We start from the raw sequence: 21,878 nt of genomic DNA on the forward strand, positions 1-21,878 counted from the left end.
AAGGAATTAAACCGATGTACACCTCTCTTTCATGCAATGTGTGGGTGGGTTTTCTTTGCTGTCTGGCTGGGGCCGCTTGGGTACAAAGCGCCCCGGCCGGCACGCTTGAGGCGATCAACCACACCCATTGGGCGATCAACCGATTCAGTGTCGAGGGTCGTTCAGGTATCGACATCATCGGCCCGTATCAGGGCGGCGGAGGCGGTTGCTGTTACGTCGCCCCGGCACGTTGGCAGCCGGGCATGACTGTGCGTGTTGATTGGGAGACTGGGGTGGCTTACTCCTATGACAATCCTGGCCTTAGTGATGAGGTTAAGTACGACGCGTGGCTAGACAAAATCGATGCCCAAAAACGCCAACTCACCAAAACAGTCCCAGTTCCCGACTACACCAACCAAAAAGTCTGCGGCCTCACCGTTCACTTTCTGCCCTGCGATGACATCCAGGTCACCACCTCCTGCTACGCCTACGGCAGCCCCGAATACCCGATCAAAACGCCGCTGCAGTTGCCGGAGCCTCAGTCATGCTCGAAGTAATGCGGGAGGTATGCCTGTCCAGGCTCGGCGAGGTGAGCAATGCACAGATCTGATTCTGCTTCGAGATGCAGCACTCCAGGAATTAAACCGATGCACATCTCTCTTTCATGCAATGCGTGGGTGGGTTTTCTCTGCTGTCTGGCTGGGGCCGCTTGGGTACAAAGCGCCCCGGCCGGCACGCTTGAGGCGATCAACCACACCCACTGGGCGATCAACCGATTCAGTGTCGAGGGTCGCTCAGGTATCGACATCATTGGCCCGTATCAGGGCGGCGGAGGCGGTTGCTGTTATGTCGCCCCGGCGCGTTGGCAGCCGGGTATGACGGTGCGTGTTGATTGGGAGACTGGGGCGGGTAGTTCAGAAGATTTTCCGGGCATAGGTGATTGGCCGAAGTTTTTAGCTTGGGAAAAGAAAATTAAAGCCCAAAAACGCCAACTCACCAAAATAGTCCCAGTCCCCGACTACACCGGCCAAAAAGTCTGCGGCCTCACCGTTCACTTTCTGCCCTGCGATGACATCCAGGTCACCACCTCCTGCTACGCCTACGGCAGTCCTGAATACCCGATCAAAACGCCGCTGCAGTTGCCGGAGCCTCAATCATGTTCGAAGTAATGCGGGAGGTATGCCGATCCAGGCTCCGCGAGGTGAGCAATGTACAGATCTGATTCTGCTCCGCGATGCAGCGCTTCCGGAATTAAACCGATGTACACCTCTCTTTCATGCAACGTATGGGTGGGTTGGCTCTGCTGTCTGGCTGGGGCCGCCTGGGTACAAAGCGCCCAGGCCGGCACGCTTGAGGCGATCAACCACACCCACTGGGCGATCAACCGATTCAGTGTCGAGGGTCGTTCAGGTATCGACATCATTGGTCCGTATCAGGGCGGCGGAGGTGGCTGCTGTTATGTCGCACCATCGCGCTGGAAGTCTGGCCTCACGGTGCGTGTGGATTGGGAAACAGGAGTGGCAGGTTCAAAAGGCTTTCCGGGATTTGCTGATCGCCCCAAATACCTTGCTTGGCTTGCCAAGATGGAGGTCCAAAAACGCCAACTCACCAAAATAGTCCCAGTTCCCGACTACACCGGCCAAAAAGTCTGCGGCCTCACCGTTCACTTCCTGCCTTGCGATGACATCCAGGTCACCACCTCCTGCTACGCCTACGGCAGCCCTGAATACCCGATCAAAACGCCGCTGCAGTTGCCGGAGCCTCAGTCATGTTCGAAGTAATGCGGGAGGTATGCCGATCCAGGCTCGGCGAGGTGAGCAATGCACAGATCTGATTCTGTTCCGCGATGCAGCACTCCCGGAATTAAACCGATGCACACCTCTCTTTCACGCAATGTGTGGGTGGGTTTTCTCTGCTGTCTGGCTGGGGCCGCCGAGGTACAAAGCGCCCAGGCCGGTACGCTTGAGGCGATCAACCACACCCATTGGGCGATCAACCGATTCAGTGTCGATGGTCGCTCAGGTATCGACATCATTGGCCCGTATCAGGGCGGCGGAGGCGGTTGCTGTTATATCGCCCCGGCGCGTTGGCAGCCGGGGATGACGGTGCGTGTTGATTGGGAGACTGGAGTGGGTAGTTCGAAGGGGTTTCCCGGTTTCGCTGATGAGGTCAAGTACGATGCTTGGCTGGATGGGATCGATGCCCAAAAACGCCAACTCACCAAAATAGTCCCAGTCCCCGACTACACCGGCCAAAAAGTCTGCGGCCTCACCGTTCACTTCCTGCCTTGCGATGACATCCAAGTCACCACCTCCTGCTACGCCTACGGTAGCCCCGAATACCCGATCAAAACCGCGCTGCAGTTGCCGGAGCCTCAATCATGTTCGAAGTAATGCGGGAGGTATGCCGATCCAGGCTCCGCGAGGTGAGCAATGCACAGATCTGATTCTGTTCCGCGATGCAGCGCTCAAGGAATTAAACCGATGTATACCTCTCTTTCACGCAATGTGTGGGTGAGTTGGCTCTGCTGTCTGGCTGGAGCCGCCTGGGTACAAAGCGCCCAGGCCGGCACGCTTGAGGCGATCAACCACACCCACTGGGCGATCAACCGATTCAGTGTCGAGGGTCGTTCAGGTATCGACATCATCGGCCCGTATCAGGGTGGCGGAGGCGGCTGCTGTTATGTCGCCCCGGCGCGTTGGCAGTTGGGGATGACGGTGCGTGTTGATTGGGAGACTGGAGTGGCCTATCCAGATGATTTTCCTGGGTTTGCCGATAGACCCAAGTATCTGGCTTGGGTTAAAAAAAATGATGGGCTCACGCGAAAGCACAGCAAAGACGTTCCCATCCCCGACTACACCAACCAAAAAGTCTGCGGCCTCACCGTTCACTTTCTGCCTTGCGATGACATCCAGGTCACCACCTCCTGCTACGCCTACGGCAGCCCCGAATACCCGATCAAAACGCCGCTGCAGTTGCCGGAGCCTCAATCATGTTCGAAGTAATGCGGGAGGTATGCCGATGAACTACTCCAGCCTCAACGAGGTGAGCAATGCACAGATTTGATTCTGCTCCGCGATGCAGCACTCCCGGAATTAAACCGATGTATACCTCTCTTTCACGCAATGTGTGGGTGGGTTGGCTCTGCTGTCTGGCTGGGGCCGCCTGGGTACAAAGCGCCCAGGCCGGCACGCTTGAGGCGATCAACCACACCCATTGGGCGATCAACCGATTCAGTGTCGAGGGTCGTTCAGGTATCGACATCATCGGTCCGTATCAGGGCGGTGGTGGTGGCTGCTGTTACGTCGCCCCGGCACGTTGGCAGCCGGGTATGACGGTGCGTGTTGATTGGGAGACTGGGGTGGCCTATCCAGATGGATTTCCAGGGTTTGCAGATGAAGGCAAATACGAGGCTTGGTCGAAGAAAGTTAGAGCCCAAAAACGCCAACTCACCAGAACAGTCCCAATCCCCGACTACACCGGCCAAAAAGTCTGCGGCCTCACCGTTCACTTTCTGCCCTGCGATGACATCCAGGTCACCACCTCCTGCTACGCCTACGGCAGCCCTGAATACCCGATCAAAACCCCGCTGCAGTTGCCGGAGCCTCAGTCATGCTCGAAGTAATGCGGGAGGTATGCCGATCCAGGCTCCGCGAGGTGAGCAATGTACAGATCTGATTCTGTTCTGCGATGCAGCACTCCAGGAATTAAACCGATGCACACCTCTCTTTCATGCAACGTGTGGGTGGGTTGGCTCTGCTGTATGGCTGGAGCCGCTTGGGTACAAAGCGCCCAGGCCGGCACGCTTGAGGCGATCAACCACACCCACTGGGCGATCAACCGATTCAGTGTCGAGGGTCGTTCAGGTATCGACATCATTGGCCCGTATCAGGGCGGTGGGGGCGGTTGCTGTTACGTCGCCCCGGCGCGTTGGCAGGCGGGGATGACGGTGCGTGTTGATTGGGAGACTGGGGTGGGTAGTTCGAAGGGGTTTCCCGGTTTCGCTGATGAGGTTAAGTACGACGCGTGGCTGGACAAAATCGATGCCCAAAAACGCCAACTCACCAAAATAGTCCCAGTTCCCGACTACACCGGCCAAAAAGTCTGCGGCCTCACTGTTCACTTTCTGCCTTGCGATGACATCCAGGTCACCACCTCCTGCTACGCCTACGGCAGCCCCGAATGCCCGATCAAAACCCCGCTGCAGTTGCCGGAGCCTCAGTCATGCTCGAAGTAATGCACGGCCAATATTGGGAGGTATGGTGATGAAATCGGTTATCCGTCAAGGCGACACACTGCGGGAATATGGCGGCGAAGTGCTGGAGGGGCATTACGAGTGTGATGGGAGCCCCATAGCCTGCCTGGGTGATGCCGTGCGCTGTAACCTGCACGGTCGAACCGAGGTCGCCGAAGGCAGCGACTTGCTGCACATTGACGGCCGTCCGGCGGCCTTGCATGGCCACCGATGCAAGTGCGGGTGCACGCTGGTCAGCTCAATGCCCGACACGGAGGTGGCGTTTTGATTCCCGCTCCTGAGTTTGGCCCCTATCCGCTGGTACAAGCACCCCTGTATTCGCGCTGGCTGGCGAGTGGCGTGGCCTTGCTGGTTTTTTCGGGCAGCATCAGCGTGGCATTGCGACCGATGATTGAAGCGCGATTGGCGATCGGCAGTGTGGCCGGTGTGTTCCTGATCTGGGTGCTCGCGCTGTTGTTGCGCGTTTTATTTTTTCGCTTCAATCGGCATAACGCGCAGAGCTATCACGAGGCAGTCGAACAGGTGCGCCAGGCGTGGTGGCAGGACCATCGGCAGACCATCGCATTGGTCGAATCCGTGCTGGTATCCGCGGCCTGCACGAGCGCAGAAAACGGCCTGAGACTGTTCAGCTCAGACCATCTGCCGCCGGTGCCGCAGGAAACACCCCAAGGGCGAACGCTGCACCTTTGTCAGGTGTTTGGAAGTGACGTTGCAGAACGCGAACACAACTTGGCGATTTTGCTCGCTCAACAGTGGCACGAACAACGTGGTGAAAACGCCGTCGTTCAGCCGCTGCGTTGTTACTGGCAGGGCTCGCAGGCGGCCTGGCAAGCATTCGCCCATCAAGTCGCGCTGTGCACGCCACAGGTTCAACTACCCGAACTGCCCGAGACGTGGGAGGGCATTCGTAGCCTCGATTCGGTGATTGATCAATTGCAGGGCGCAGCGACGACGGCCCGTATTCTGTGTGCCGGTTGCCAATCCTCGCCGGCAGAGCAGGAAAGCCATTCGCCGGCCGGGGAAGCGGCGCTGCTCTGGTTGTTCGGCCCCCAGGGCGGCGTGCGCTTTACGCGAGGTGAATGGTTTTCGGTCGACACCGAGCAGCTCACCACGGTCGCTGAGCGAGCCTTGCAACAGAGTGACCTGACGACGCCTGCTGCGCTGTGCGTGTCGTTCGCCCAGCCGGATGTGGCTGACCTGCCGGCCATTGGCTGGAACTGCAAGCAGCATGTGCAAGACGCCAACTTCGGCACTTTGAATCGTCTACAGGCCATGGTCGCGCAAACCCTGGCGGCCTGGTATGCCGAAGCGCATCAGGTGCCTTGCGCCTGGTTGGCAAACGACCCCCATCACACCCTGGCCCTTGGAGTTATGGAACCCGATGACTCAACAAATTGAATCTCCGACAATATCCAGGGGCAAAACAGCTCTATTACTGGCTGTGATCCTGGCGGTACTGGTGGCAGCGGGCGCCGCGATCTGGTGGTTATTCATGGAGCCCGAACTTCCCAGTCGGGCCGTGATACGCGATCTCGTGTTAAGGGGCATTCTGCTATGGGCAGTGTTTTTCGGCATGGCGCTGGTCTCATGGCAGATTATCCAGAAGGGGATACGCAGGTTGGTCGTGGGGGCTCGGTCGTTAACGGTACCGCCCGCCGCCGAACCCGATGGATGCAAATATCAGGCAGAGTTGATTGAGTATTTGCGCGAATGCTACGGCTTCTTCTGGCGCTCCAGAGTCCGCCTGCTTTTAGTCATCGGCGAGCCCGCCGAAATTCAAGCGATCGCCCCCGCGTTGGCCGAACAACACTGGCTGGAAGCACAAGGCACCGTACTGCTCTGGGGTGGCAGTGCCCAAGCGAGTCTGGATCAGCCACTCGAAAACCAATGGACCGGCCTCAGCCGCTGGCGAGCGCTGGACGGCGTCGTCTGGGCACTGAACAAAACCCAGGCCGCCGATGACGCTGCGATGGGCAAAGGCGTGCGGCAATTGCAAGGCCTGGCCCGCCACCTGAACTGGCAATTGCCGCTCTACCTCTGGCAAATCTGCGACAGTCCATGGTCCCAGGCCCCCCGCAAGTCGCAGCCGGTGGGGTGCCTGTTGTCAGCGCGCTTCACGCCGGCGCAGCTGGAAACCGCTTTGACGCGGCTGCTGGAGCCTTTGCGGCGTGAAGGGCTGGCGCAGATGAACGCGGTGATGAGCCATGACTTCCTGCTACGCCTTTCCCGCGATTTGCAGGAGGAGGGCATTGCGCGTTGGCGGCATACGCTTTCGGCATTGACCGGCCAGTTTGCCTGTGGTGTGCCGTTACGAGGTGTGTGGTTCAGTCAGCCGGTGCAGCGTTCTCCCCATGAAACGGAAAACCATTGGGTGGTGACCCCGGTTTGGCAGGGCGTGCTGGGCGATCGTGTGCGCAGTCACAGGTTCGGCTGGGGTGTTCCGCGCGTCGTTTACGCGCTTACGCTGGGCCTGGCCATGCTGTGGGGGGCGGGGTTGTTATTGTCGTTCGCGAGTAATGGTGTGCTGATCAAGCAGGTCCAAACCGCACTGGCGACATTGCAGCAACCGGGCACTGGCGACGAACAATTGAGTGCCCTCAACGAACTGGTCCGCGAACTGGCACGCCTGGACGATCGCGTCCAGGGCGGCGCTCCGTGGTATCAACGCTTCGGCTTGAGCCAAAATCAGGCACTGCTCGAAACGTTGTGGCCACGTTATGTCGAGGCCAACAACCGCCTGATCCGCGACCCGGCCGCCGCCACGCTGCGCCAGCAGCTCAACGCGCTGGTCAAGCTGGCGCCGGACAGCCCCGAGCGTGCCGAACGTGCCCAAGAGGCCTACGCCCAGCTCAAGGCTTACCTGATGATGGCGCGCCCGGAAAAAGCCGATGCCGGTCTCCTGGTCAAGACCCTGAGTGACGTTGAGCCCTCGCGCGCAGGTATATCTCCCGGGCTTTGGCAAATCCTGGCGCCCAACCTGTGGCAGTTCTACGGCGAACACCTGAGCGCAAACCCTGCATGGCGCATCGAGACCGATCCCAGGCTGGTGGCACAGGTCCGCCAGGTGCTGCTCGGCCAGTTGGGCCGACGCAATGCCGAAGCCAGCCTGTACCAACAACTGCTCGACGACGCCGCCAATCACTACGCCGATCTGGGCCTCCACCAATTGGTGGGTGACACCGATGCCCTGGCCCTGTTCTCCACCGATGCCAGCGTGCCGGGCGTCTTCACCCGCCAGGCCTGGGAGGGTCAGGTGCGTCAGGCCATCGACGTGATCGCCGCGGCCCGCCGCGAGGAAATCGACTGGGTGCTCAGCGACAAGCCCAGCGACATCGACACCCGCTTGAGCCCGGACCAGCTCCGCGAGCGGCTCACCGAACGCTATTTCCAGGACTACGCCAGTGCCTGGCTGGAACTGCTCAACAGCCTGCGCTGGCAGCAGGCCGGCAGCCTCGCCGACGTGATTGACCAACTGACGCTGATGAGTGATGTGCGCCAATCCCCACTGATTGCGTTGATGAACACGGTGGCCTATCACGCTCAGGCGGGTACCCGCACCGAAGCGTTGGCCGACTCGCTTGTGAAGTCCGCGCAACAGCTGATCGGGCAGGACAACGCGCCATTGATCGACCAACTGGCCCACCTGCCCGGCAGCCCCTTGGACGCCACTTTTGGTCCCTTGCTGGCGCTGCTGGGCAAAGGCCCGGAGGGCAAGAGCGGCGCCGATGGCCTCAGCCTCCAATCTTTCCTCACTCGCGTGACGCGGGTGCGCTTGAAGTTGCAGCAAGTCAGCACGGCGCCCGATCCGCTGGAAATGACCCAGGCACTGGCGCAAACCGTGTTTCAAGGCCGCAGCATCGACCTGACCGACACCCAAGCCTACGGCAGCCTGATGGCCGCCAGCCTGGGGGCGGAGTGGGGCGGGGCGGCGCAAACGTTGTTCGTGCAACCCCTGGAACACGCCTGGCAACGCGTTTTGCAACCGTCTGCGGCAGGCATCAACAGCCAGTGGCAACGCTCGATCGTCAGCCATTGGGATGATGCTTTCGCCAGCCGCTACCCGTTCACCGCCACTGCCAGCGATGCGTCCTTGCCGATGCTGGGCCAGATGATCCGCGCAGACTCCGGCCGCATCGAGCAGTTTTTGCAACGACAACTGAGTGGCGTGTTGCGCAAGGAGGGCAGCCGCTGGGTGGCAGACCCGCGCCACAGCCAAGGGCTGCGCTTCAACCCGCAATTTCTGACTGCCATTAACCAGCTCAGTGATTTGGCTGACGTGCTCTACACCGATGGCGGTATGGGGCTGAGTTTTGAACTGCAGGGCAAACCGGTACGCGATGTGGTGCAAACCACCTTCATCCTCAACGGCGACAAACACCAGTACTTCAATCAGAAGGAGAGCTGGCAGCGCTTCAACTGGCCGGGGCGTAGTGACTATCCCGGCGTCAGCCTGAGCTGGACCAGCGTGCTGGCCGGCGAGCGGTTATTCGGCGATTACCCCGGCACCTGGGGCCTGATTCGCTTGCTGGAGAAAGCCCGGGTCACGCCGCTGGACGATGCTGACAGTCGCTACCGCATGGTACTCAAGGCGCCCGATGGCCTGAACCTGATCTGGCACCTGCGCACTGAGTTGGATGCGGGGCCGCTGGCGCTGCTCAAATTAAGGGGGTTCAAGTTGCCTCAGCAGATATTTCTCAGTGAGAACACCGCCCCAGAGTGGCGGGGTCAGGCATTGCCCGGAACATTGGGCCAAAGATCGGCCACCAGAAACAAGCGCTCGGCTTCTTCCCAGCCCTCACCGTTCTGAACCATGCGCACCAACAACTGCGCCGGTGCCATCGGGTCCAGGCCGGCCAGCCAGTGCCGCATCTGAGCTTCGCTCCACACCTCGTCGGCCGGGTAATGCGCCGGCGCCAGCCACGCATGCCGGGGCAGGGGCTGCCAGCGACCGGGCTGGCCGGCGCCGACAAACTCCGGCCAGTCGCGCTGGTGCAACCAGCGTCCGCGCAAATGCTGCGGATGGGCGCCGCGAGGTGATTCTGCCAGCCCCGGCCAGGGATAGAGCAAATAGCCGCCCAGCCATAAATGCGCGTCGAAGTGCTCGACCCCCAGCGTTGCCAGTGCTTCGCGGCTCTCGGAGCGCGCCGAAATCGGCAGTTGATGCTGGGCCAGGTGCGCAAGTTTGCGGTCCAGCCGGTCATGGCAGCCGGGGCCCAGCCACTGCGCGGTGTCCTGGCCATCGCCTGCTTGAGGGCCCAGATAGAGTTTGATCGCCAGTTCCAGGTGGTGCACGCCATCGCGGTCGCGCAGCAGCATGTCGAGTTCGCCCAGGGTGTGCCCGGCGCGGCGGATCGGCAGGTTGGCGGCCAGCAGCTCCACGCCCGGTGCGTGTTGCACCGCGAACTGCCACAGGCGCTCGTAGTACAGGCCCAGGCGCCGGGTGCGGGACAGGCTGAGCCAGTGCTGAAGGGCATGGCTGTCCTGGTCCAATTGCCGCAACCAGTGTTCGAGCCGCTCGGGCGCCTGCACCCAGTCGCTGCCGGCCAGCGGGTGACGCTGGGGCCACGGGGTGTGTGCGAGCATCGGCGGGGCGAGTATCACCCACGCAAGGTCGCGCACCTCGGGGTGTCGTAATTGACGGGGTAAGGTCTGCAGGTCGGGGAATACGATCATGGTCCGAGCATAGCCTTTTAAGCTGTGAGCAGGTGTCTGAGAACCGTTGTCATCGGGGCTTGGCGATGACAAAGGATTTTGCCTGACGCGGCCTTTCGCCCATAATCGTTTCTTTTTTGCCACACCCCACATCCCGCAGGAGCCCCATGGAGCAATTTCGCAATATCGGCATTATCGGTCGCCTGGGCAGTACCCAGGTGTTGGACACCGTCCGCCGGCTGAAAAAATTCCTGCTGGAACGCCACCTGCATGTGATCCTCGAAGACACCATCGCCGAAATTCTCCCTGGCCACGGCCTGCAAACCTCATCGCGCAAGATGCTCGGCGAGGTGTGCGACATGGTGATCGTGGTCGGGGGCGACGGCAGCCTGCTCGGCGCCGCGCGGGCGCTGGCGCGGCATAACGTGCCGGTGCTGGGGATCAACCGGGGGAGCCTGGGGTTTCTCACGGATATCCGCCCCGATGAGTTGGAAATCGAAGTGGCCAAGGTGCTCGACGGTCATTACCTGGTGGAAAACCGCTTCCTGCTGCAAGCCGAAGTGCGTCGCCACGGCGAAGCTATCGGCCAGGGCGATGCGCTTAACGATGTGGTGCTGCACCCCGGCAAATCCACGCGCATGATCGAGTTCGAGCTGTACATCGACGGCCAGTTCGTGTGCAGCCAGAAGGCCGACGGCCTGATCGTCGCCACGCCCACCGGTTCCACCGCCTACGCGCTGTCGGCCGGCGGGCCGATCATGCACCCCAAGCTCGATGCCATTGTGATTGTGCCGATGTATCCCCATATGTTGTCCAGCCGGCCCATTGTGGTCGATGGCAACAGTGAGCTGAAAATCGTGGTGTCCAAAGACATGCAAATCTACCCACAAGTCTCCTGCGATGGGCAGAACCATTTCACCTGCGCGCCCGGTGACACCATCACCGTGAGCAAAAAGGCGCAGAAGCTGCGGCTGATCCACCCGCTGGACCATAACTACTATGAAGTGTGCCGCACCAAGTTGGGCTGGGGCAGCCGCTTGGGGGGTGGAGGCGACTGATGCTCGATCCCGCGCGTAGCTACGACCTGATTGGTGACGTGCACGGTTGCGCCCACACCCTCGAGCATTTGCTCGACCAGATGGGTTACCACAAACAGGGCGGCACCTGGCGCCACCCCTCGCGCATGGCGGTGTTCCTCGGCGATATCATCGACCGTGGTCCGCGCATCCGCGAGGCATTGCATATCGTCCACGACATGGCCGAGGCCGGACAGGCCCTGTGCATCATGGGTAACCATGAGTTCAACGCGCTGGGCTGGGCCACGCCGGCACCGCCGGGCAGCGGCCGGCAGTTCGTGCGTGAGCACACCCCACGGCATGAGCGGTTGATCCACGAGACCCTCACGCAGTTCGAACACCACCCGGCCGACTGGCACGATTTTCTGGCCTGGTTCTACGACATGCCGCTGTTCGTCGATGCCGGGCGTTTTCGCGTGGTGCACGCGTGCTGGGACGACGGCTTTATCGCACCCCTGCGCGCGACCTTCCCGGATGGCTGCATCGACCAGCACTTCCTGCAAGCCGCCGCCGTGCCGGGCAGCTTTGCCTGCAATGCCTTCGACCGCCTGCTGCGCGGCACCGATATGCGCCTGCCCGATGGCCTCACGCTGACCGGGGGCGATGGCCTGACGCGTTCGTTCTTTCGCACCAAGTTCTGGGAAGACGACCCGAAAACCTACGGCGATATTGTGTTTCAACCCGACGCGCTGCCCGAACCGGTGGCGCGCACACCGTTGTCACCGACGCAAAAAAATTCCCTGCTGCGCTATGGCGTCGACGAACCGTTGCTGTTCGTCGGCCACTACTGGCGCAGCGGCAAACCGGCGCCGATCCGCCCGAACCTAGCCTGCCTGGACTACAGCGCCGTGCTGTATGGCAAGCTGGTGGCGTATCGACTGGACCAGGAAACCCGCCTCGACCCGCGTAAATTCGTGTGGGTCGATGTCGAGCGGCCGGAGGTGCTCAAGTGAGCCCCTGCGTGTTGCCTATGCACTTTTGAGGAACCTCCATGGATGATTCGACGTTCGACCAACTGGAAGCCGCGCTGTCTGCCGCTCCCGGTAACGTCGCGCTGCTGACCGTACTGCTCGGCGCCTGCCTTGAGCGGGGCGAGCATGCGCGCGGACTCAAGTTGCTGCCCCCAGGCTTCGAACAACTGGCCGACGCCCAGGCATTGAAATCAGCGGCGGCTCGACTGTTGCTGGCCGACGGGCAGGCTGAGCGCGCATTGCCCTTGATCGAAGGTCAAGACCCCGCCGCGCGCCTGCTGCGGGCCCGCACCCTGGCGGCGCTGGAACGTCTCAAAGAGGCCCAGGTGGAATACCGCGCCGCGGTGGACGCCAACCCGGCACTCGAAGACATGGCGCTGTGGCGCCAGTTGAATGTGTCTGTGGTGGACTTTCCGGGGGCCGAAGGGCGTCCTCGCCTGCGGGTGATCTCCAACGACGACACCGACAAAAGCGAAGTGGTCCGCCTGCTGGTGCCGGAGAACGAAACCCTGACCTTCGACGACATCGGCGGCCTGGATGAGCTGAAAAAGACCATCCACAAAAAAATCATCCTGCCGTACCAGAAACCCGGTCTGTTCCAGCGCTTTCGCAAGAAAGTCGGCGGCGGTGTGCTGCTGTACGGCCCGCCAGGCTGCGGCAAGACAATGCTGGCCCGCGCAACGGCCGGGGAGTGCAAGGCGACGTTTTTCAATATCGCGATTTCCGACGTACTGGACATGTACATCGGCGAGTCCGAGCGCAAGTTGCACGCACTGTTCGAACAGGCGCGGGCCCAGGCGCCGGCGGTGATGTTTTTTGACGAAGTCGAGGCCCTCGGTGGCAAGCGCGCCAATACCCGCGAGTCGACTTCCTCCAAGCTGGTCAGCCAGTTCCTCTCCGAGATGGACGGCTTCACCAATGACAACCATGGCGTGTTGATCCTCGCCGCGACCAACGTGCCGTGGTCGGTGGATTCGGCGTTCCGTCGCCCCGGTCGCTTTGACCGCGTGCTGTTCGTGCCGCCACCGGATCGCACGGCGCGCGAAAGCATGCTCAAGTCGATGATGAAAGGCCGCCCCATGGCCGACGATATCGACTTTGCCTTCCTCGCCAAGAACACCTCGGGGTTCTCCGGTGCCGACCTCAGCGAGCTGGTGGAAACCGCCGCCGATGAAGCCATCGAAGCCTCGATCGACAGTGGCGCCGAGCAATCCATTTGCGACCGGCATTTCAAGCAGGCCTTGAAAGAAGTGCGCGCCACCACCCTGGAATGGCTGACCACGGCGCGCAATTACGCGCGCTACGCCAATGAAGGCAACCAGTACGACGAAGTGCTGGCGTTCCTCGACAAGCACGGGAAGGGTCGCTGATGGCGCAGTACGGTGGGTATCGCATCGAAGATGAACCGCGTCCGGGCGCTTTGGCCAAGTTTGCGGTCTCGCCATTCTGGCCGCTGCTCGGCCTGATGCTCGGCGGTGCCTGGCTGGGCTTGCCGTGGTTCGTGTTCAACTCGATTGCCGTTGGCAGCCCGACCCGGGTGCGTGAGTGGATACTGGCCGGCGTGGCGTTGGTAGGCAGCATCGTGATCGGCTTTGGGTTGCTGCAACTGGTGGGCGCGGGTTACCTGCAGACCCAGGCGCAAATCCAATACGCCTTGTTGGTGCTGGTGGTGTGGAAACTGACCATTGGCTACCTGTTGTACATGCAGCAGAACGCGACCATCGAGATTTACCAGTACTACGGCGGCGAACTGAGCCGCTTTGGCTTTCCCTTGGCGTTGATTGGTGGCTTTGTGCTTAAAGGCATGGTCGTCAAATGGCTGCCGTACACCCTGTGGTATCTGGTGGTGAGCTGATGAATACCGACTACCTGCTGCACCTGGCTTACCAGCGCCTGCAAGCTGACCATAACGATGGCGCGATCGATGCATTGCGCCAATTGCTCGCCAGCGATCCGCATTCTGCCGAGGCCCATGCCTTGCTGGCGATCTGCTTGATGAACATGCGCCGGGTGCACGCCGCCAGGCGCGAAGTGCAACTGGCCCTTGCCGCTGACGCGCAACTGCCGCTGGCGCACTATGCAGCCGCGCAGGTGGCCATCGCCCAGCGCAAGTTCAAACTGGCCCAGGACCACGTGAGCCAGTTGCTGGACATGGAACCCCTCAACCCCGTCAACTATCGCTGCCTGGCCGATCTGTACCAATTGACCGGTCGTCTGGCGCAGAGCCGCGAACCGTTGGAAAAAGCCTTGCAACTGGGCCCGGATGATCCGGCAAACCTGGTCGCCATGGCGCAGTTCCATCGCGCCAGCGGCCACTGGGACCAGGCGCATCAGTTCGCCCGCCAGGCCTTGCAGGCCGACCCGGCCAATGCCGGCGCCGTGGTAGTGCTCGGCCACCTGTTGTTGCGCGAAGGCGACATCAACGGTGCCCGCGACCATGCGATCTGGGCCTTGCAGGAAAACGCCAGCAACGTCGCCGCGCTGCACCTGCTCACCGCCGTCAAGGCGCGCAGCAATGTGTTCCTCGGGACCTGGTGGCGCTTCAATAGCTGGATGAACGAGCGCAGTGCCACCGGAGCGGTGGTACTGCTGCTGTTGATGTTCGTGGTCTACCGTGTAGCAGTGATCACGCTCACGGCCCAGGGTTACCCGCAGATCGCCGAGATGATCAATTGGCTGTGGCTGGCCTTTGCCGCCTATACGTTTGCCGCGCCGCAGATCTTCCGGCGCCTGCTCGACAAGGAGCTTGTCCAGGTCAAGCTCTCCAAGGACTTTTGACGAGCCAGGTCCCGTCACCCATGCTCTCGCTGAACCAGCGACCGTTATAAGAGGTTGTTCACATGTCGTCTTTTGCTGAAATGATCGAAAACATCACCCCGGACATCTACGAGAGTCTCAAGCTCGCCGTGGAAATCGGCAAGTGGTCCGATGGCCGCAAGCTCACCGCCGAGCAGCGCGAACTGTCGCTGCAAGCGGTGATCGCCTGGGAAATCCAGAACCTGCCGGAAGACCAGCGCACCGGCTACATGGGCCCGCAGGAATGCCAGTCCAAATCGACCACCGTGCCGAACATCCTGTTCAAGTCGGATGCGATCCATTGATTGAGATCGGTCGCGGTGCAGTCAGCAAAATGTCGGCGCAACTCGGTGAGCCGACCGTTCAATACGCGTTTCGTCTGGGCGATACCGAGGTGCCGGTCAACCCGTTGATCGGCACCCATGTGCGCCTGGAGTATCTCGGTGCCATCCATTGCAGCCATTGCGGCCGCAAAACCAAGACCAGCTTCAGCCAGGGTTACTGCTACCCGTGCATGACCAAGCTGGCCCAGTGTGACCTGTGCATCATGAGCCCCGAGCGTTGCCATTATGACGCCGGCACCTGCCGTGATCCCGGCTGGGGCGAGCAGTTCTGCATGACCGACCATGTGGTGTACCTGGCCAACTCGTCGGGCATCAAGGTCGGCATCACCCGCGCCACGCAGTTGCCGACGCGCTGGCTGGACCAGGGCGCAAGCCAGGCGCTGCCGATCATGCGCGTCGCCACGCGCCAACAGTCCGGCTTCGTCGAAGACCTGTTCCGCAGCCAAGTGGCCGACAAAACCAACTGGCGTGCGCTGCTCAAGGGCGACGCACAATCGGTGGACCTCAAGCAGGTACGCGATGAACTGTTCGCCAGCTGCGCAGACGGCCTGCTGAGTTTGCAGGAACGCTTTGGCCTGCAGGCCATCCAACCGGTGAGCGACCTCGAGCCGATTGAGATTCGCTACCCGGTGGAGCAGTATCCGGCCAAGATCGTCAGCTTCAACCTGGACAAGAACCCGATTGCCGAAGGCACGCTGCTGGGGATCAAGGGCCAATACCTGATCTTCGACACCGGCGTTATCAATATTCGTAAGTACACGGCCTACCAGCTCGCCGTGCATCAGTAGAAGGATGCCACCCATGCGCACCGAACAACCGAAGATGATTTACCTGAAGGACTATCAGGCGCCGGACTACCTGATCGACGAGACGCACCTGACCTTCGAGTTGTTCGAGGACCACAGCCTGGTTCACGCGCAGCTGGTGATGCGCCGCAACCCTGAGCGTGGCGCCGGCTTGCCGCCCCTGGTGCTGGATGGCCAGCAGTTGGAGCTGTTGAGCGTCAACCTGGCGGACCAGGCCCTCACAGCCGACGACTACCAACTGACCGACAGCCACCTGACCGTGCACCCGCAGAGTGAGACCTTCACCCTCGACACCACGGTCAAGATCCACCCGGAAACCAACACCGCCCTGGAAGGCCTGTACAAGTCCGGCGGCATGTTCTGTACCCAGTGCGAGGCCGAGGGTTTCCGCAAAATCACCTATTACCTCGACCGCCCGGACGTGATGAGCACGTTCACCACCACGGTAATCGCTGAACAACACAGCTACCCGGTGCTGCTGTCCAATGGCAACCCGATTGCCAGCGGCCCCGGCGAAGACGGCCGCCACTGGGCGACCTGGGAAGACCCGTTCAAGAAACCGGCCTACCTGTTCGCTCTGGTGGCAGGTGATTTGTGGTGCGTTGAAGACACCTTCACCTCCATGACCAACCGCACCGTGGCGCTGCGCATCTACGTCGAGCCGGAAAACATCGACAAGTGCCAGCACGCCATGACCAGCCTGAAAAAATCCATGCGCTGGGACGAAGAGACCTACGGCCGCGAGTACGACCTCGACATCTTCATGATCGTGGCGGTCAACGACTTCAACATGGGCGCCATGGAGAACAAGGGCCTCAACATCTTCAACTCCAGCGCCGTGCTGGCCCGCGCCGAAACCGCCACCGACGCCGCGCACCAGCGGGTCGAGGCCATCGTCGCCCACGAATACTTCCACAACTGGTCGGGCAACCGCGTGACCTGCCGCGACTGGTTCCAACTGTCGCTCAAGGAAGGCTTCACGGTGTTCCGTGACTCGGGCTTCTCCGCCGACATGAACTCGGCCACGGTCAAGCGTATCCAGGACGTGGCGTACCTGCGTACCCACCAGTTCGCCGAAGACGCCGGCCCCATGGCCCACGCCGTGCGCCCGGACAGCTTTATCGAAATCTCCAACTTCTACACCCTGACCGTGTACGAAAAGGGCTCGGAAGTGGTCGGCATGATCCACACCTTGCTCGGTGCCGAAGGCTTCCGTAAAGGCAGCGACTTGTACTTCGAACGCCACGACGGCCAGGCCGTGACCTGCGACGACTTCATCAAGGCCATGGAAGACGCCAACGGCGCCGACCTCAGCCAGTTCAAACGCTGGTACAGCCAGGCCGGTACGCCGCGTCTGGCGGTGAGCGAGTCCTACGACGCTGCGGCCAGGACCTACAGCCTGACCTTCCGCCAAAGCTGCCCGGCCACCCCGGACAAGGTGGAAAAACTGCCGTTTGTGATTCCGGTGGAGCTGGGGCTGCTGGACGGCAAGGGCGGGGAGATTGCCTTGCGCCTGGCTGGCGAAGCGGCGGCGGTCGGTACTTCCAGGGTCATTTCGGTGACCGAAGCTGAACAGACCTTCACCTTCGTCGACATCGCTGAACAGCCGTTGCCTTCGCTGCTGCGTGGTTTCTCGGCGCCGGTGAAACTGAGCTTCCCGTACAACCGCGATCAACTGATGTTCCTGATGCAGCATGACAGCGACGGCTTCAACCGCTGGGATGCCGGTCAGCAACTGTCGGTGCAGGTATTGCAGGAACTGATCGGCCAGTATCAGGCTGGCCAACCGCTCAAGCTCGACCAGCGCCTGATCGACGCCTTGCGTACGGTGTTGAGCGATGAGCGCCTGGATCCGGCCATGGTCGCCGAAATGCTCTCGTTGCCCGGTGAAGCGTACCTGGCGGAAATCAGCGAAGTGGCGGACGTCGATGCCATCCACGCCGCCCGTGAGTTTGCGCGTCAGCAGCTGGCCGACAACCTGTTTGAAGGCCTGTGGCTGCGTTATCAGGCCAATCGTGAACTGTCCAGGAACACGCCGTATGTCGCCGCAGCCGAGCACTTTGCCCGGCGTGCGTTGCAGAACATCGCGCTGTCGTACCTGATGCTGAGCGGTAAACCCGAAGTGTTGGCCGCGACCCTGGATCAGTTCGACACCAGCGACAACATGACCGAACGCCTGACCGCGCTGGCGGTGCTGGTGAACTCGCCGTTTGAAGCGCAAAAGGCTGAGGTATTGGCGGTGTTCGCCGAAAACTTCAAGGACAACCCACTGGTCATGGACCAGTGGTTCAGCGTACAGGCCGCCAGCACCTTGCCGGGCGGGCTGGCGCGGGTGCAGGCACTGATGCAGCACCCGGCGTTCAACCTCAAGAACCCGAACAAGGTGCGGGCGCTGATCGGCGCATTTGCCGGGCAGAACCTGATCAACTTCCACGCGGCCGATGGTTCGGGGTATCGCTTCCTCGCGGACCTGGTGATCCAGTTGAACGGCTTCAACCCGCAGATCGCTTCCCGGCAATTGGCGCCGCTGACGCGCTGGCGCAAATACGACAGCGCGCGCCAGGCCTTGATGAAGGCCGAGCTGGAGCGCATTCGCGCGTCCGGCGAGCTGTCGAGTGATGTGTTCGAGGTGGTCAGTAAGAGCCTCGCTTAAACGCAACGATAAAAACGGCCTGTTCAGGCCGTTTTTTTTGCCCTGAATATCCCCTGGACCGGTCTTTCTCGCTGCTGCCATATCCTGACAGGAGCCTCTGTTAAGCTGCGCCACTTTCTCCTTTTAAGGTGGGATCCAAGTGTCGCGTACCACTCGTCTGCTGACGTTGTTGCAGGCCCTGCGGGGCAAGAAACGTCCGGTAACCGCTGCTGTGCTGGCGGCGCAACTGGAGGTGTCCGAGCGCACGCTGTACCGCGATATCGCCGAGTTGACCGCCCTGGGGGCGCCGATCTTCGGTGAGGCCGGGGTAGGGTACGTGTTGCGCAACGGTCTGTTTCTGCCGCCGTTAATGCTCAACGCAGAGGAAACCGAAGCCGTTGTGTTGGGCTTGCGCTATGTGGATCAGCGCGGCGATGAGGTGCTGAGCCGCGCCGCGGCCAATGCGTTGGCCAAGATTGCCGATGTGCTCGACCCGGCCGCCCAGGAAGCCTTGCGCAACCCGACGTTGTTACCCGGCCCGCCGGGCTTCGGCTACCCGGAAAACCGTGTGCCGCTCAATGTGTTTCGTGACGCCATACGTCACCAGGCCAAATTGCACATTGATTACGCCGATGCCAGCCAGACCCAGAGCCAGCGCTTGATCTGGCCCCTGGCGCTGGGCTTTCTCAATGAGGTGCGGGTGATCGTGGCCTGGTGCGAATTGCGCGGCGCGTATCGTACGTTCCGCACCGATCGGGTGGCGAGTGCGCACGCCCACGGCGAACGCTATCCGGGGCGGCGCAGCGACTGGCTGCGCGCCTGGCGCAAGTTGATGGAGCAGAACGACTCCGCGCCATTCACTCCTGACAAAAACTGACACACCCGTGGCTTAGCATGGCGCCATCAACCCCCACAAGGAGCTGTGCCATGTCCCTGCCTGAATTGGCTCCCGCCATTGCGGCCTATATCGCGGCAACCAATACCCGCGACACTTCGGTCGTCGACCAGTGTTTTGCCGACGATGCCAATGTGTTCGATGAAGGCCAGCATCAAGTCGGCACCGCCGCCATTGCACGCTGGATGGAAGACACGACGCGACGTTATCAACCGCGCGTCGAAGTGCTCAACGTGCAGCATCGCACCGGCAAAGTGCTGGTCAGCAATGTGGTGTCCGGGAATTTTCCCGGCAGCCCGCTGCAACTGCGCTATACCTTTCGCCTGAACGCGCAGGGCAAGATTTCACGGCTGGATATCTCGCTGTAGGTCATACTCGCGGGCATGACTTTCGACTCGCCCCTCACTGCTTATCAACACGCCATCGCCACGCTGGGATTCGTCGCCGACGACGCCCAGCGTCGGGCGGTGGATGCCCTGCAAACCTGTCATGAAGCGCTGCACCAAGGTCGCACGCCGATCACCGGCGTATACCTGTGGGGCCCGGTGGGGCGCGGTAAAACCTGGTTGATGGACCAGTTCTACCAAAGCCTGCGGGTGCCCGCGCGGCGCCAACACTTTCATCACTTTATGGGTTGGGTGCACCAGCGCTTGTTCCAGCTCACCGGCACCCCGGACCCTTTGCAAGCCCTGGCGCGCGAGCTGAGCCAGCAGGTGCGTGTGCTGTGTTTTGACGAATTGTTCGTCAATGACATCGGTGACGCAATCATCCTGGGTCGGCTGTTTCAGGTGATGTTCGAGGAAGGAGTGGTGATGGTCTGCACCTCCAATCAGCCGCCGGACCAGTTGTATGCCGATGGCTTCAATCGCGAACGGTTCTTGCCGGGAATCGCTGCGATCAAACGGCATATGCACGTCGTAGCGGTGGACGGCGGGGAGGATCACCGTTTGCATCCCGGCGTGGGCCTGCAGCGCTATTGGGTCAACCAGCCCGATGCGCTGGCGGATGTGTTCCGGCAACTGACGCAAGGGCAGCGGGTGAGCAGCGGCGCGGTGGTGGTGGGGCATCGTAGTATCACGGCCGTGCAGTCCAGCGACAGCGTGCTGTGGTGCCGCTATGCCGACTTGTGCGAGCAGCCGTTGGCGGCGATGGACTTTATGCTGCTGTGTGATCGGTTCAAGGCAATCCTGCTGGGGGAAGTGCCCGACTTGAGCGCGCAACAGCGTCCGGGTCGGATCGCACGCGGCACCGAAGACGGTGTAGAGCGTGTGGCGGCGGGTGACCGCCAATTGCCGCAGTTGTCGGTGCACGATGACAGCGTACGTCGCTTCATTGCCCTGGTGGATGAGTGCTACGACCGCAAGGTGCCCTTGTTCATCGAAGCCCGAGTGCCGCTGGAGCGCCTCTATACCGAGGGCTACCTGGCGTTTCCTTTCCGTCGGACGCTGAGTCGCTTGCAGGAAATGCAGTTGCAGCGCTTCGGCTGAGACCCGTACGAAAAAACACCGGAACCGGCAAGTGGCGTGTTCTTGTCGGTCTAACCTTCGCGTTTTCGCACGCATATTTATCGTTAATCCCCTTCGTGCAGCGTGTTCCCGGCGCTTACAATCATGCCCCTCAAAGGGAGTCGACTCCCGTGCAGTCGTGATCGAGGAAGGCAATGGAAACCCCAGATATCCTGGTGCTGCAAGCCAGCTACACCAATCCCGTGCACGCTCAAGCCATTGGCTGCGTGCTCAGCCACTACGCTGAAGACCCGATGGGTGGCGGCCATCCTCTTCCTGCTGATTTGTTGGAGCAACTGCCGGCCGAACTGGCCAAGCGCCCCCATGCTTTCAGTGTGCTGGCGTTTGTCGGGGGCGTGCCGGCGGGCCTGGTGAATTGCTTTGAAGGGTTCTCCACGTTCGCCTGTCGGCCGCTGATCAACGTCCACGACGTGGTGGTAATGAACGAGTTTCGCGGGCTGGGCCTGAGCCAGAAGATGTTGCACAAGGTCGAGGAAATTGCCCGGCAGCGCGGCTGCTGCAAGATCACCCTGGAAGTGCTCGAGGGCAATGCCATCGCCCAGTCGGCATACCGTAAGTTTGGCTTTGATGATTCGAAGTTCGATCCCGCGTACGGGCGTATGTTGTCCTGGAGCAAGCTGCTTTAATAAATAGCCGATAAAAAAGGCGCCATTAAATGGCGCCTTGATAAACCTCTGCCAAAGGGAGCGCAATGGCAGAGGGAACAGCGGATTAACTCAGCATTCATTAACTTTCCGGTTGTTCCTGACCCTTAATGTCGCGTTTGAATGTCTTGCCGTCGGCCGAAGCCGTTTGTTCTGCATTGTCATGAAGTTGTTGTTGAGTGAAGGCGAATGCCTGATAAAACGCCTTCGAGCGCTCTGCGCCGCCTTCTGCAAACGCGGCGGCGGAGCCCAGTGTCATAAGGCTGGCAAGCATCAGGGTGGAGAGTTTCATGGCAGTGTTC

At 61.1% G+C, this 21,878-nt stretch carries 24 protein-coding genes; 22 read left to right on the plus strand and 2 right to left on the minus strand.

Features of this window, described 5'->3' with window-relative positions; translation table 11 throughout:
• Positions 1–14: 14 nt before the first annotated feature.
• The 10 genes from PSH59_RS11595 to PSH59_RS11640 all read left to right on the plus strand — a co-directional run bounded on the left by PSH59_RS11595 (position 15) and on the right by PSH59_RS11640 (position 9,041).
• Positions 15–536 (plus strand): DUF3304 domain-containing protein, encoded by a 522-nt coding sequence (locus PSH59_RS11595; RefSeq protein ID WP_305395104.1) that lies wholly within the window; start codon positions 15–17, stop codon positions 534–536.
• Between the two features lie 90 nt (positions 537–626).
• Positions 627–1,148, plus strand: coding sequence for a DUF3304 domain-containing protein (locus tag PSH59_RS11600; RefSeq protein WP_305395105.1), 522 nt, complete (start codon positions 627–629; stop codon positions 1,146–1,148).
• A 90-nt stretch (positions 1,149–1,238) separates the two neighbouring features.
• Positions 1,239–1,760 carry a DUF3304 domain-containing protein gene (locus tag PSH59_RS11605; RefSeq protein WP_305395106.1) on the plus strand — a complete coding sequence of 174 codons (522 nt, stop codon included), beginning with the start codon at positions 1,239–1,241 and terminating at the stop codon, positions 1,758–1,760.
• Between the two features lie 90 nt (positions 1,761–1,850).
• Positions 1,851–2,372 (plus strand): DUF3304 domain-containing protein, encoded by a 522-nt coding sequence (locus PSH59_RS11610; protein ID WP_305395107.1) that lies wholly within the window; start codon positions 1,851–1,853, stop codon positions 2,370–2,372.
• A gap of 90 nt (positions 2,373–2,462) precedes the next feature.
• On the plus strand, positions 2,463–2,984 hold the full coding sequence (locus tag PSH59_RS11615; RefSeq protein ID WP_370694420.1) for a DUF3304 domain-containing protein: 522 nt from the start codon (positions 2,463–2,465) through the stop codon (positions 2,982–2,984).
• A 98-nt stretch (positions 2,985–3,082) separates the two neighbouring features.
• Complete coding sequence (locus PSH59_RS11620) at positions 3,083–3,604, plus strand: DUF3304 domain-containing protein (RefSeq protein WP_305395109.1); 522 nt, start codon at positions 3,083–3,085, stop codon at positions 3,602–3,604.
• Between the two features lie 138 nt (positions 3,605–3,742).
• The gene (locus tag PSH59_RS11625; protein WP_305395110.1) at positions 3,743–4,216 is read left to right on the plus strand and encodes a DUF3304 domain-containing protein; all 474 of its coding nucleotides are present in this window, start codon (positions 3,743–3,745) and stop codon (positions 4,214–4,216) included.
• Positions 4,217–4,244: 28 nt separating this feature from the next.
• Positions 4,245–4,502, plus strand: a complete 258-nt coding sequence (locus PSH59_RS11630) for a PAAR domain-containing protein (protein WP_305395111.1) — start codon at positions 4,245–4,247, stop codon at positions 4,500–4,502.
• The gene (locus PSH59_RS11635) at positions 4,499–5,632 is read left to right on the plus strand and encodes a hypothetical protein (protein ID WP_305395112.1); all 1,134 of its coding nucleotides are present in this window, start codon (positions 4,499–4,501) and stop codon (positions 5,630–5,632) included. The genes PSH59_RS11630 and PSH59_RS11635 overlap by 4 nt, the downstream gene beginning before the upstream one ends.
• A 94-nt stretch (positions 5,633–5,726) precedes the next feature.
• Positions 5,727–9,041: an ImcF-related family protein gene (locus PSH59_RS11640; RefSeq protein ID WP_305395113.1), complete on the plus strand. Its 3,315-nt coding sequence runs from the start codon at positions 5,727–5,729 to the stop codon at positions 9,039–9,041.
• On the opposite strand, the gene PSH59_RS11645 is transcribed toward PSH59_RS11640, so the two are convergent.
• Positions 8,960–9,907 (minus strand): DUF1853 family protein, encoded by a 948-nt coding sequence (locus PSH59_RS11645; protein ID WP_305395114.1) that lies wholly within the window; start codon positions 9,905–9,907, stop codon positions 8,960–8,962. The genes PSH59_RS11640 and PSH59_RS11645 overlap by 82 nt on opposite strands.
• A gap of 146 nt (positions 9,908–10,053) precedes the next feature.
• Between PSH59_RS11645 and PSH59_RS11650 the strand changes: the two genes are divergently transcribed.
• The 12 genes from PSH59_RS11650 to PSH59_RS11705 all read left to right on the plus strand — a co-directional run bounded on the left by PSH59_RS11650 (position 10,054) and on the right by PSH59_RS11705 (position 21,558).
• Positions 10,054–10,944, plus strand: a complete 891-nt coding sequence (locus PSH59_RS11650; protein WP_200648892.1) for an NAD(+) kinase — start codon at positions 10,054–10,056, stop codon at positions 10,942–10,944.
• Complete coding sequence (locus PSH59_RS11655; RefSeq protein ID WP_305395293.1) at positions 10,941–11,915, plus strand: metallophosphoesterase; 975 nt, start codon at positions 10,941–10,943, stop codon at positions 11,913–11,915. Before PSH59_RS11650 ends, PSH59_RS11655 begins: the two co-directional genes overlap by 4 nt.
• Positions 11,916–11,953: 38 nt before the next feature.
• On the plus strand, positions 11,954–13,303 hold the full coding sequence (locus PSH59_RS11660) for an AAA family ATPase (protein ID WP_305395115.1): 1,350 nt from the start codon (positions 11,954–11,956) through the stop codon (positions 13,301–13,303).
• Positions 13,303–13,788 carry a hypothetical protein gene (locus PSH59_RS11665; RefSeq protein WP_248083714.1) on the plus strand — a complete coding sequence of 162 codons (486 nt, stop codon included), beginning with the start codon at positions 13,303–13,305 and terminating at the stop codon, positions 13,786–13,788. Before PSH59_RS11660 ends, PSH59_RS11665 begins: the two co-directional genes overlap by 1 nt.
• Entirely contained in the window at positions 13,788–14,711 is a 924-nt protein-coding gene (locus tag PSH59_RS11670; protein WP_248083715.1) for a lipopolysaccharide assembly protein LapB, read from the plus strand. The genes PSH59_RS11665 and PSH59_RS11670 overlap by 1 nt, the downstream gene beginning before the upstream one ends.
• A 62-nt stretch (positions 14,712–14,773) precedes the next feature.
• Positions 14,774–15,034 (plus strand): YeaC family protein, encoded by a 261-nt coding sequence (locus PSH59_RS11675; RefSeq protein WP_017528545.1) that lies wholly within the window; start codon positions 14,774–14,776, stop codon positions 15,032–15,034.
• Positions 15,031–15,861 carry a DUF2797 domain-containing protein gene (locus tag PSH59_RS11680; RefSeq protein WP_248083716.1) on the plus strand — a complete coding sequence of 277 codons (831 nt, stop codon included), beginning with the start codon at positions 15,031–15,033 and terminating at the stop codon, positions 15,859–15,861. The genes PSH59_RS11675 and PSH59_RS11680 overlap by 4 nt, the downstream gene beginning before the upstream one ends.
• A 13-nt stretch (positions 15,862–15,874) precedes the next feature.
• Positions 15,875–18,532, plus strand: a complete 2,658-nt coding sequence (gene pepN / locus PSH59_RS11685; RefSeq protein WP_305395116.1) for an aminopeptidase N — start codon at positions 15,875–15,877, stop codon at positions 18,530–18,532.
• Between the two features lie 139 nt (positions 18,533–18,671).
• Entirely contained in the window at positions 18,672–19,388 is a 717-nt protein-coding gene (locus PSH59_RS11690) for a YafY family protein (RefSeq protein WP_248083718.1), read from the plus strand.
• A gap of 50 nt (positions 19,389–19,438) precedes the next feature.
• Positions 19,439–19,774 carry a nuclear transport factor 2 family protein gene (locus PSH59_RS11695; protein WP_248083719.1) on the plus strand — a complete coding sequence of 112 codons (336 nt, stop codon included), beginning with the start codon at positions 19,439–19,441 and terminating at the stop codon, positions 19,772–19,774.
• 15 nt (positions 19,775–19,789) lie between these two features.
• Complete coding sequence (gene zapE / locus PSH59_RS11700; protein WP_305395117.1) at positions 19,790–20,893, plus strand: cell division protein ZapE; 1,104 nt, start codon at positions 19,790–19,792, stop codon at positions 20,891–20,893.
• 173 nt (positions 20,894–21,066) lie between these two features.
• Positions 21,067–21,558, plus strand: a complete 492-nt coding sequence (locus tag PSH59_RS11705) for a GNAT family N-acetyltransferase (protein ID WP_305395118.1) — start codon at positions 21,067–21,069, stop codon at positions 21,556–21,558.
• Between the two features lie 100 nt (positions 21,559–21,658).
• Here the strand turns inward: PSH59_RS11705 and PSH59_RS11710 are convergent, their stop codons facing one another.
• Positions 21,659–21,868 (minus strand): hypothetical protein, encoded by a 210-nt coding sequence (locus PSH59_RS11710; protein WP_248083722.1) that lies wholly within the window; start codon positions 21,866–21,868, stop codon positions 21,659–21,661.
• Between the last annotated feature and the right edge of the window lie 10 nt (positions 21,869–21,878).

Source organism: Pseudomonas sp. FP2309, from assembly GCF_030687575.1.
GTDB lineage: Bacteria > Pseudomonadota > Gammaproteobacteria > Pseudomonadales > Pseudomonadaceae > Aquipseudomonas.